The organism is Hathewaya proteolytica DSM 3090, from assembly GCF_900142225.1.
In the GTDB taxonomy this organism is placed as follows: Bacteria; Bacillota; Clostridia; order Clostridiales; family Clostridiaceae; genus Hathewaya; species Hathewaya proteolytica.
Genome location: NZ_FRAD01000021.1, coordinates 32,889 through 43,159, shown reverse-complemented (window position 1 = coordinate 43,159; position 10,271 = coordinate 32,889). Strand labels below are relative to the sequence as shown.

At 31.1% G+C, this 10,271-nt stretch carries 14 protein-coding genes and 1 pseudogene; 1 reads left to right on the top strand and 14 read right to left on the bottom strand.

Annotated features, from left to right (window positions below):
* The 9 genes from BUA73_RS11075 to BUA73_RS14135 form a co-directional block, all read right to left on the bottom strand.
* On the bottom strand, window positions 1–91 hold a 91-nt coding region (locus tag BUA73_RS11075), incomplete at its 3' end, for a helix-turn-helix domain-containing protein (RefSeq protein WP_178139261.1).
* Window positions 92–213: 122 nt separating this feature from the next.
* Window positions 214–1,329 carry an ABC transporter permease gene (locus BUA73_RS11070; RefSeq protein WP_072904185.1) on the bottom strand — a complete coding sequence of 372 codons (1,116 nt, stop codon included), beginning with the start codon at window positions 1,327–1,329 and terminating at the stop codon, window positions 214–216.
* 14 nt (window positions 1,330–1,343) lie between these two features.
* Window positions 1,344–1,982, bottom strand: a complete 639-nt coding sequence (locus tag BUA73_RS11065) for a cobalamin B12-binding domain-containing protein (RefSeq protein WP_072904184.1) — start codon at window positions 1,980–1,982, stop codon at window positions 1,344–1,346.
* Between the two features lie 163 nt (window positions 1,983–2,145).
* Complete coding sequence (locus BUA73_RS11060; RefSeq protein WP_072904183.1) at window positions 2,146–2,709, bottom strand: NADPH-dependent FMN reductase; 564 nt, start codon at window positions 2,707–2,709, stop codon at window positions 2,146–2,148.
* Window positions 2,710–2,743: 34 nt separating this feature from the next.
* Window positions 2,744–3,583 (bottom strand): pirin family protein, encoded by an 840-nt coding sequence (locus BUA73_RS11055; protein WP_072904182.1) that lies wholly within the window; start codon window positions 3,581–3,583, stop codon window positions 2,744–2,746.
* Between the two features lie 161 nt (window positions 3,584–3,744).
* Entirely contained in the window at window positions 3,745–4,110 is a 366-nt protein-coding gene (locus BUA73_RS11050) for a YegP family protein (protein WP_072904181.1), read from the bottom strand.
* 202 nt (window positions 4,111–4,312) lie between these two features.
* Window positions 4,313–4,825 (bottom strand): helix-turn-helix domain-containing protein, encoded by a 513-nt coding sequence (locus BUA73_RS11045; protein ID WP_072904180.1) that lies wholly within the window; start codon window positions 4,823–4,825, stop codon window positions 4,313–4,315.
* A 193-nt stretch (window positions 4,826–5,018) separates the two neighbouring features.
* Window positions 5,019–5,504 carry a flavodoxin gene (locus BUA73_RS11040; RefSeq protein WP_072904179.1) on the bottom strand — a complete coding sequence of 162 codons (486 nt, stop codon included), beginning with the start codon at window positions 5,502–5,504 and terminating at the stop codon, window positions 5,019–5,021.
* A 66-nt stretch (window positions 5,505–5,570) separates the two neighbouring features.
* A complete protein-coding gene (locus BUA73_RS14135) occupies window positions 5,571–5,735 on the bottom strand; it encodes a hypothetical protein (protein WP_178139260.1) in 165 nt (54 codons plus the stop codon).
* Between the two features lie 366 nt (window positions 5,736–6,101).
* Here BUA73_RS14135 and BUA73_RS11035 point away from each other — a divergent pair, with 366 nt between their 5' ends.
* Complete coding sequence (locus tag BUA73_RS11035; protein WP_072904178.1) at window positions 6,102–7,238, top strand: hypothetical protein; 1,137 nt, start codon at window positions 6,102–6,104, stop codon at window positions 7,236–7,238.
* Between the two features lie 159 nt (window positions 7,239–7,397).
* Here BUA73_RS11035 and BUA73_RS11030 read toward each other — a convergent pair whose 3' ends face one another.
* The 5 genes and pseudogenes from BUA73_RS11030 to BUA73_RS11010 all read right to left on the bottom strand — a co-directional run bounded on the left by BUA73_RS11030 (window position 7,398) and on the right by BUA73_RS11010 (window position 10,030).
* Window positions 7,398–7,616 (bottom strand): hypothetical protein, encoded by a 219-nt coding sequence (locus BUA73_RS11030; protein WP_072904177.1) that lies wholly within the window; start codon window positions 7,614–7,616, stop codon window positions 7,398–7,400.
* A 290-nt stretch (window positions 7,617–7,906) separates the two neighbouring features.
* The gene (locus BUA73_RS11025; protein WP_072904176.1) at window positions 7,907–8,128 is read right to left on the bottom strand and encodes a YdbC family protein; all 222 of its coding nucleotides are present in this window, start codon (window positions 8,126–8,128) and stop codon (window positions 7,907–7,909) included.
* Between the two features lie 74 nt (window positions 8,129–8,202).
* Complete coding sequence (locus BUA73_RS13745; protein ID WP_084672245.1) at window positions 8,203–8,703, bottom strand: hypothetical protein; 501 nt, start codon at window positions 8,701–8,703, stop codon at window positions 8,203–8,205.
* Window positions 8,704–8,868: 165 nt separating this feature from the next.
* Window positions 8,869–9,462 (bottom strand): annotated as a pseudogene (locus BUA73_RS11015) (type I restriction endonuclease subunit R, EcoR124 family); the annotation flags it as partial.
* A gap of 448 nt (window positions 9,463–9,910) precedes the next feature.
* Window positions 9,911–10,030, bottom strand: a complete 120-nt coding sequence (locus tag BUA73_RS11010; protein ID WP_084672244.1) for a MerR family DNA-binding transcriptional regulator — start codon at window positions 10,028–10,030, stop codon at window positions 9,911–9,913.
* Window positions 10,031–10,271: the final 241 nt, after the last annotated feature.

Genomic DNA, 10,271 nt, shown 5'->3' with positions numbered 1-10,271 from the left:
TATATACAAATCTGCAAGAGCCGAAAGTCTTACTTAACATAATTTCTTGTTCTTTAGTTGGCACTAACCTAAATTTAAAAGACTTCTCCACAATATCACCTCATTTCTTATGTATTTTATGTAGTTTGTATAGTTATTATACAATGCTATTGAAATGACGTCAGAATTAACTTTCATATTGTATTTTGTTCTAAATCAGAAGTTAGTGTAATGTTAAGTTAGGGGAGTATCGAACTCCCCTAACTTAAAGCCCTTACATCCTCGACCACAAGGGCACGAGGTTTTACGGGCAAAATAATAAAATGGAACTAAATGTGTACCATCTCCATTTTTCACAAAGTTTGAGAATATGAAAGTTAAAGCTAAACCAAGGACTGTTCCAATTATGCTACCTATTATCCCAAGCATAAGACCTTGAAACAAGAATATAAGACTTGCATCACTGTTTTTTATCCCCATAGCCTTTAATATACCTATTTGCCTAGACTTTTGCACAACTGATATTGCAAGAACTGAAGCTATTCCAAGTAACACCGCTAAAAGTATAAACACTTGAATTAGATAACTAGAAGCTGATTGACCAGTAAGTCCTGATAATAATTCCTCATTTTGTTCTTTCCAGTTTGTAATTTTAAGATTACTATCTAAATCTTTTTCTATTCTTTCCGCTATTATATCAGCTTTAAATACTTCTTTTACTTGCGTTTCTATTGAAGACAATTTTCCTTCTCTACTAAACATATCTTCTGCGGTTTTTAAATTTGATATGATCCAAGATTCATTTATAGCTTTTACCTTTAAATCGTACATACCAGTTAATTTTACTTTTTCTTTCTTTCCATCTGCTGTTACTATGTCTAATGTATCTCCAATTTTTACCTTTAAATCTTCTATTAGATCCTTTCCCAGCATTACTTCTTTATTTGATGATGGAATCTTTCCCTCAATCAACTTTTCCTCAAAATTATATATTTTATTTGCACTTGCAAATTCCATTCCCCTAAATAATATTGGATAAGCATCATCATCTATTGTTAAAAAAGCTGATGAATCCAAGCTCTTTGAAACTGCTGTTATCTCTTTATCTTTATTCAATTTCTCTAAAAATTTATCATCTGCATCAAAGTAGTTTCCCTTATCTGATGGTACAATTGTAACTTGCGATGAATTACCTATAGTTTTATCTACTAAGCTAACCTGAAGTCCGTCTATTAGGGATCCTATAAATATCTGCACGGAAACCCCTATAGCTATTCCTAGTATTATAAGTACAGTTTGTGATTTGCTTGATTTTAAAAATCTTAATGCTATATTCCATGCTAATTTCATTGTCTGTCCACTTCCTATCCAAGTAAAAATATATCTTTTAAGTCTTTAATGTAAATATCTCCACCAATTTCTTTGTACAGATTATCAGAATTTCTAAATGCGTATCCTGAAAGTATGAATTTTATATCATAATTAAAATTCTTTTTTATATTCTCTATGGTGTTTTTTGTTTCTACAATATTATAAAAATTTGTAACACTTATACACACAATCTTCGGTTTTTTTACTTCAATAGCCTTTATAACTGTATTCCAAGGAGTATTGGATCCTATAAATATAGTCTCATATCCCGCTATAGTAAATATATCAGCAGCCATTTTAGCACCTATAATATGATCTTCAAACTTTGGACAGAGGACTATTACCTCTTCTTCTTTATTTACTCCTCTTTGCTCTCTTTCTTTTAATATATACAGGTATGCATTTTCTATTATACACAAAACTATCTCACTTCTTACATGCTCCTCCCAAATTAGCATATCCTCATCTTGAAACTCTTCAATTACACTATTTAAAATAGGTGTAAGCAATTCTTCGTATAGCGTTATTACATCTACCACTCTGTTCTCAAGAGCATTCATAGCCAATTTCACAGCTTTCTCTTTATCATGTTCTTTTAGAGCGGAAAAGAGCTCTTCATATAATTTTCTCATGTTCTTCTCCTTTCTTAATCAAAATTAGTATAATCTTTGAGAGTATCCATATAACTTAATAGGATTATACCATGATATAGTAAGATTATTAAAGACATGATTATTATATTTAGAGCTCATAATTAATAGTTTATATATTTATTCTCTTTCTGATAGAGACGTTTTATACATTTCTACTCTGTACAAACTTAATAAAAGCATTTGCTTGTCTTTCTAAATAAGGGTAACTTGCTTTTAACACTAATTTACCCTCACCATCAACTTGTTCCATAGCCTTTGGTATTGTAAGGCGCGGATAATTCATAACATTCATGTTTAGTACACTTATAAGTGTAACTAAATGATCTTGAGCAAGTGCTGTACCTGAAGTACCAGGAGATATTCCACTTACTGCAGCTGGCTTTTGGCTAAGCACCTGTCTTTCTTTGTCGCTTATAGGACGAGACAACCAGTCAATTAGATTCTTCATAGCACCGGAAAAAAAGTGATTGTATTCAGGTGTAAAGAACCATATGCCATCTGCAGATTTTACTTCCTCACGAACGCGTTTTATACATTCAGGTGCTGGATATTCAATATCTTCATTAAACAGTGGTATGTCTTTATACTCCAATATTAAAAATTCAGCCCTATCCCCTATTATTTCTTTTGCTGCCAAGGCCAATTGACGATTAAAAGATTCTTTTCTTAAAGAACCAACAATTGCTAATATCCTTATTTTTTCCATTATAATGCCTCCTCCATAATTGATTTAATATCTATTAGTAAGAAATTTTATTTTGTATAAAAGTGCCTTTTTTTAAATCATCGAATGCTTTATTTAAGTCTTCCTTGCTACTCATAACTATAGGTCCACCCCAAAATACTTCCTCATTTAAAACTGTAGAGCTTATATATAATACTTGGCATTTTTTATCCCTTGCCTTTATTTCTATATAATCACCAGGGGTAAGTTTAACTGCTGTTTTTTCTTTTACTAACTCCCCTGATATGTAGGCATCACCTAGTAGGGTAAATAACATAATAGAGCGATCCCTTTCTGTATCTAAAACAATGGATCCATTTGGGTTTAGGTGTAAGTCATAATAATTTAAGGGAAGGTATTTGCTTAAATATCCTTTTGTTCCCTGAAACTCTCCTGCTAGAAGCCTTAGCTTTCCATTTTCCAATTCTATTTCTTTAATCTCGGAATTTTTTATACTAGTATAAGCTGGTGGAACCATCTTATCTTTTTTAGGTAGATTAAGCCAAAGTTGCACTCCAAGCAACCTCTCTGCTGCTGGTATTTTTTCTTCATGCATAATGCCAGAACCAGCCGTCATCCATTGAACTTCCCCATCGCCTATAGTATTCTCATTACCTAAACTGTCTTTATGAGTCATACGGCCACGATAAATATAAGTAATTGTTTCTATTCCTCTGTGCGGATGCATTGGAAACCCAGCTGTGTAATCATCAGGGTTTTTGCTATCAAAAGAATCAAGCATCAAAATCGGATCATATTCTTTAACAGTGTCTCTTCCTAAAGCTCTAACTAAGCTTACGCCTGCTCCATCCTGTGTTCTAAAACCTTGGATCTGTTGTTTGATTTTTCTTTCCATATCCTTAGCCTCCTAGTTCATAGTTATTTCTTTCATTAGTAAGTAAAAATATTGACTATTCTTTCTTACTTATAAGTATAACAATTCTTTTTTTATTTTACTATACATAAAAAAGCAGTTCTCTTTAATCTTAAAAAGAACTGTTTTTATATATTCTAAGTTTACTCTTCTATTGTAGCATCTACTACATTTTTTCTGACACTTACTATACCATTTAAGCAAGCTGATTTTGCACCATAACCTTCTGAAGCTAGAATGTTTTCCCCATTTCTTGCATTTAATCTAAAGCGATGTTCACCCGCTTTATCTAAGTACATTTGAAATTTAGGGTTAGTAACATTTTCAAAATTCTCTTCTGTTTGGTCCTCAAATTTTGCAATTACCGCATTATTTTTTACACTTTCAATTCCTTTCATGCAAGCGCTTTTTGTAGTGTAAACTTCAGATGTACCAATTACTTGTCCATTTGATGCTTTCAGATCAAACTTAATCCCAGTTTTTGTTTCTTTAATAACAAATTTGCCCATATACATACATCCCCTTTCTTATTTTCTTCTATAATAGTGTACAATCTAATATAATTATACACTATTACTGCTTTGTGTTGTTTAATTGTTTACAATTTTAAAATAATTAAATTTATTAAAAATATTTTATATTTGTGTAGTTATAAAAATATAGCCCGACCTATTTAAGGTGCAGGCTCTCTCTATAATCACTTTCTCCCTTTTATCTTTTATTCTCCAAACAACCATATGCTTTTTTCTCAACATATGTCATCATTGCATTGTATCTATACCCATGAAAGCATATTAGCAGCACCATTGATGCATAAACCATGAGGCTTTCCCTAAGTACAAGGCCTGTGACGAAAACGGTAACTACAATTACCCCGAGAAATACCATAAGTGCAATGTGATCCTTCAGCCATTTCTTTTTATAGAAATCTATCCTATCTTTCAAATTAAAACTGCTGGTCTTTATAGTCTGCTTCAAATTTTCCTCCGCTGCTTCCTTATACTCTTCAATAGCTAATCTCTTTCCACTTAGGATTTCATTGATACTTACTGAGAACAACTGGCTCATGGATAATAGGACATCCCCTGGTGGAAGATAAATTCCCGTTTCCCATCTGGAAATAGTTTTGTTTGTCACACCAAGCTTATTGCCCAGTTCCTCTTGAGTAAGCTGTTGTTCCTTTCTTAATTCAGCTATGAACTTCCCAATTTTAATTAAGTCCATTCAATCACCCCCAAGAAAAAGTATATAACTCTTGCTGATTTTTGTCTTTACCACAAACAGCGAATCCATTGGACATAATCCTTTTTAACCTAAAAAAATAACTTACATTAGGTATGGTAATTAAAATATGGAAGGAACTATCATGGAAAGTAGAAATCCTAATATTAAAGATATAGCATTGGCTGTTATGATTTTATAATCCAAGACTACAAGTCCAAGCTATGGCATCATCCTTTGACAATGTTTCATTAAATATTTTACCTTCTTTTATGACAGTACTATCATCCACACTCACCTTCAGATTTTCAACAGTTTTCCCAAATCCACTGCCACCTGACGTTGCGAACAATACAATGGTTTTATTGGAAAAGTCATAGCTCTCCAAAAACGTATTAATTATATGAGGAGCAACATACCACCAAATTGGAAAACCAATAAAGATTACATTATGTTTGTCCACATCCGCTTCTTTATCAGCAAGGGCTGGACGTGATTTTAGGTCATTCATCTCAATTGAACTACGGCTGTTTTTATTTTTCCAGTTTAAATCTTCCTGCGTGTATGTTACTTCTGGTTTAATTTCGTATAGGTCTGCACTTACAACCCCTGCTAACACCTGTGCCACCTTTTTAGTTACTCCACTTGCTGAAAAATATGCTACTAATGCTTTTCCCTCCATTTTAAACACCCTTTCTTATTTTAATAATATTTAATTCCTAATTTTTAACTCTACCAACTATAGTTTCTATGATTTTCTATCATATAATTTTCCTATGTAGCTTCCACCCAAATACCCCAATAATCCTATTAATGCAGACCACACACTTCCAGTAAAATAAACAGCAATTCCTGTTCCAACTGCTCCAACTAAACTGCCGATTAGAGCACCTATGCCTTCACCCTTTTTCATATACCAATCACCCCATAATTTTTAATTTATCTACTACACTTATTATATCAAATATGCTAATAAATAAGTATATGTCAAATTATTATAATCTTCTAATCAACTTATTGTAATTTATCTAATGTCATAAGATCCTTTACCGTCTTTTGGTGAGTATCTTAATTATAGTGAATTATGAACATAACCTTTTTAGATCTAAAATATAATAGCTTTGTACACTATCTACTCCTTATTCTAACATATTTTTCTAATGTAAATCCATTTTCAACACTGATTTAAAACATAGTATATTTATTATTTACACTTTTCAGTTATTGATGTAAAATAATATCTATACAGAATTTTCCTAAATATATTGAGGAGGCAACGATGATAAAAAAAATATTGAATATTATCATAACTTTTGGAGCTGTTATCATAGTAAATTTATTCTTAATCGTATTACATTTTGTGGCCATTGTACCCTTAGCTTTTAATGATTCAGGTATCACTTATATGCCTTGGCTACAACTTATATTTGTCATAATTATGTTTGTATTGCCATTAATAGTTACTTATATTGCCGGTGTTTATGTTGTAAAAAGGCTTTATAAGGACATCAATAAAATTGTATATCTAGCCTTTGCTATTCCCATGTTTATGTATTATTCATACTCATATATACGCATTTATCAACCTGATAATATATTAATATCATTTTTAGAAAATAATTCTTTGGAACGTGAATACAAAAGCCAGCAAATGATAACAAATAAATTGGGGTCTAAGGTTGAATCTGCCACTAAAATCATCACAACGCAGTATAACGGTGCTGAATTGTCACTTTTATATAATACTGAAAATTTTTATTTTTATTATAAAGATGATATCGCGGAAAAGGATATAATACAAGAAACCTCTACAGAGATTATGGATTCTCACAATTGTATTAAACCAACGTTACTTCTCAACTCTCCTAAAGACACAATTATTTTTGGAAGTTGTAATGCTTTCAAAACTTCAAATGGGAAAGTTTTTCATTATAATGATTATGTTCCTATGATATTAAACACCCCTAAAGCACCTAAAAACAAAAATGATAAATTTGAAAAGTTTTACCCAGATACTATTATTTATGATGCCATGCTTAAAACACGTTTTAAAATTTCATCAAATAGCTGTATTTATGATGGTACTGTGGGATATTACGAAATCAAACTAAACGAACAAGGTCTCTTGGAGATTGCTTCTCATATTCCCACTATAAATGGAACCGAAGGAAATATAAGTGGAATCAATTATTATGTTAATGGTATAAAAATGTTGTGTAAATCTGATAATATCTCCTTATGCAACCCCAAATTGGATTTCAGCGTTGCTAAGAGAGATGCTATAGAAACAGCACAAAAAAAGTACGGTATTAAATTAGAAGATATTCACACCATTGAGCTATGTTTGCAATCTTTTTCAACTTTGACAAGTGAAAATATACCTTGTAGTAATGTGCTTTCCGTGAGCCTTCATTGACTTATTACATATGGTATAGCTTATATTGAAGCAATAGCTGAAATTTTAATAAGGCAACTTATTAAAATTTCAAATTAGTTCCTAGTGAATATAAAGATAAGATAATAAAAGTAGCTGAGATTTTAATGCCTCAGCCACCAGGTTAAAAAATAAATTATTTTAGAATAAGTTTTTGATTTTGCCAACAATTCCGCTTGCTTCATCTAAAGATATCTTTGCTTTAACCCCATCTATTACAGACTTTATCTGTTCTTCAGGAAGGTCAACACCTATAATAGATTCCACAGCTTGAATTGGGTTGCTTTTAAATTTAGCAGCAAAGTCCTTGTCATTTTTCACCTTTGATATAATCTCTTCAATTTTTCCTTTAATGTCCATATTTAACACCTCTATTTTTTTGTTAGTGTAAATTTTTTAACACTTAATGTCCTTCTTTATCTTTGTACATAAAGGGCTACAGAGTTTTTATATACAAAACAGTAATCCCCTTTAGATAGTCTTTCACCTACCATAACATAATTATAAACTATATAGTTGCAATTCGCAATGACAACTAATAAGACGTGTAATGAGTAGAATGAAATACCTTTACTGGATGTCACTAAATAGAGAAAAGAGATTTTGCACATTAATGCAATACCGTACCTGTCTTTAATTTTTCTTGTCTTTTATATATCTAACTCATTTAATATCTCTTTAATCTTCCTTAATTCTTCAACGGTAAATGTAACGCCCTTGCCCATCTTCTTATGCTCTGGGTCCCACTCTCTAATGTCATACTTAGCTTTTTTGTCATTCCAGCTTATTAAATTTAATTCCTTTTTCCATCCCTTAGTGGATTCTGAAATAACCCCTACAGTTTCTTTAATTTCAAACTTAATTTCTGCCATATTATTTTTCATCCTCTTTCTATAATAAATAATAGTATTTAGTTGACATTAACATTTTACAATACACAATCGTATTAATTATTCTCTTTATCTAGCAATGCTGGTGATTTCTTTGATATATTAAAATACCAATTTAAGCCATCATTAGGATGGTACTGAAATCCACATTTTTCTACCATAGCACCTTTAAATTCACCATTAGTAATAGGAAATTCTTTAAAAAAATCTTTTAATTGAAGGCTTGTCATATCTTTATTTATGCCCTTTATCTTATTAAAATTGGTGTTAATCCAACTTATAAGCGCATCCTGTTTGCCTTTGTCCAATTTATAAAACATCATAGGTTCATTTTCGTTATCAATAGTAGGTTTTTCTTTAACTTGATCTTCAGTTACAATTTTGAGTCCATATTCTTCAAGAAATTTATTTAAACAACCAGCACTAAGATCTGTTTCAAATTCTACCCAATAAATGTGATTACTTTCTGTTTTATAATCCACAATTTGAGCATTTATTCTTGTTTTAAAATCCGTCCATCCCCACAAATCAATTTCACCTTGTACTTTGTATCTCATTTAACCACCCTTTCTATTTAGAAACTCAATATTCTTCAATGTATTTCGGCAAAAATAACACCATACCTGTAATATTCCCATTACAAATTTATTTTTACTTTTTATCCACAAAGGACTGCACCTAAAACCCAGAGGACGGATTTATCCCGTTAATCTCCTTATGAATTATAGCTTTCCACCCACTCCTTTAAACTTCTCCACAAAGGCAGCTATTTTCTGAAAAACGCTGTGTTTTTTTGTTAAATATTTAGGGTTAAGTGGGCTCATCTTCGGAAGAACTTCATTCAACTCTGTTCCGTTTTCACTGGCATATTCTCTTTTTAAGGATGCAATGATATATCTTTTAGCTGCATCCACGTTAAGTTCTTCTGAATTAATCAATTCTTCTGCCTCTTTTTTTTGTTCCTTTTGTGCAAATAAGAAGAAGGCATCAATAATGCTTGCTTTGTCTTGAATTTCATCCAAATTTGTTTGGTTAATAAAATCTACTATTAAGCTTTCTTTTGCACGATTGCCTGTACTAGAACGAATTATACGGCGTATTTCGTCAACCAGTGTTTCTTTATCTTTTACGTTTTTATGTTTTTCAAAAATCAATTCTAGTATATAATCTAGGTTTACAAATAGTTTAGCAAATTCTTCTTTCATTGTTTGATAATCTAAATCTTTTCTATCTACTACGAAAAACACCTTGTCTATAAAATCAAGCTCAGTTGCTAGACGTGCTGCCTTAAAGCTAGTCAATGTTTTACCTGAACCCTATCGCGTCAAGTCAATGATAGCATTTTCTTTAAAAAACTTATATATAAAAGGAGAACTTGATAAACTGATATCTTTCTATTGTACTAATTATATTCTATTTTTTCTATACCTTTGCTAGAAATATAAATTGTTTTAATATATTTACCCACTACATCTTCAGTAAGACTCTCTATACTTCCAATTTCCTTAATATCCTTATCAATAACTTCTATACGCCTTTTATTTTCTTCACAAGACTCTTGTAACAGGTCATTAAGGATTTTTGCAGTGCCATTTAAAGTATGTCCATCAGGATAAGCTGAAATATATCTAACATTATCTGAAACTACTTCATCAATGATAAGTTTGACTTATCTTTAGGATCTTTTAGATATCCATATGGTGGTGTTCCTGTGGTATATTTTCCTTGTTTTCTAGCAGTATAGAGGGCAGTTATCATATTTTCTTAAATGTCTCTACTATAGTTATTTTCTTCTCTTTTGGGCTTAATCAAACCTTTTTCTTCATAGTATTCAATTGCTTTTCTAGTTAATTTTGTTTTCTCTTTTACTTCGCTCATAAGCATAAGTTTAACTCCCTTATAAGCTATATAATACCAGTCACCATAAGGGACAGGTCAAGACTTTATTTAAATTTCATAAAGAATTTTAAATTATTTATGAAATTTTCTTATATAAACTACTGTACTACATAAATTATCGTTTCCTATCCAATCGCTACAAATCAAGTTTCCTTACCCTAGAGAGCATTTTGTAAACTACCTTTTTTGCTTTATTGACGATTTTATTTTGAAATTTGAGTCACAA

Bases quoted from the DNA above. Each gene is read 5' to 3' on its own strand.
- BUA73_RS11055 (WP_072904182.1), bottom strand. From the start codon at position 3,583: ATGGAAAGAAAAATCAAACAACAGATCCAAGGTTTTAGAACACAGGAT.
- BUA73_RS11030 (WP_072904177.1), bottom strand. From the start codon at position 7,616: ATGGACATTAAAGGAAAAATTGAAGAGATTATATCAAAGGTGAAAAAT.
- BUA73_RS11035 (WP_072904178.1), top strand. From the start codon at position 6,102: ATGATAAAAAAAATATTGAATATTATCATAACTTTTGGAGCTGTTATC.
- BUA73_RS13745 (WP_084672245.1), bottom strand. From the start codon at position 8,703: ATGAGATACAAAGTACAAGGTGAAATTGATTTGTGGGGATGGACGGAT.
- BUA73_RS11065 (WP_072904184.1), bottom strand. From the start codon at position 1,982: ATGAGAAAATTATATGAAGAGCTCTTTTCCGCTCTAAAAGAACATGAT.
- BUA73_RS11010 (WP_084672244.1), bottom strand. From the start codon at position 10,030: ATGCTTATGAGCGAAGTAAAAGAGAAAACAAAATTAACTAGAAAAGCA.
- BUA73_RS14135 (WP_178139260.1), bottom strand. From the start codon at position 5,735: ATGAAAAAGGGTGAAGGCATAGGTGCTCTAATCGGCAGTTTAGTTGGA.
- BUA73_RS11045 (WP_072904180.1), bottom strand. From the start codon at position 4,825: ATGGACTTAATTAAAATTGGGAAGTTCATAGCTGAATTAAGAAAGGAA.
- BUA73_RS11040 (WP_072904179.1), bottom strand. From the start codon at position 5,504: ATGGAGGGAAAAGCATTAGTAGCATATTTTTCAGCAAGTGGAGTAACT.
- BUA73_RS11070 (WP_072904185.1), bottom strand. From the start codon at position 1,329: ATGAAATTAGCATGGAATATAGCATTAAGATTTTTAAAATCAAGCAAA.
- BUA73_RS11025 (WP_072904176.1), bottom strand. From the start codon at position 8,128: ATGGCAGAAATTAAGTTTGAAATTAAAGAAACTGTAGGGGTTATTTCA.
- BUA73_RS11060 (WP_072904183.1), bottom strand. From the start codon at position 2,709: ATGGAAAAAATAAGGATATTAGCAATTGTTGGTTCTTTAAGAAAAGAA.
- BUA73_RS11050 (WP_072904181.1), bottom strand. From the start codon at position 4,110: ATGGGCAAATTTGTTATTAAAGAAACAAAAACTGGGATTAAGTTTGAT.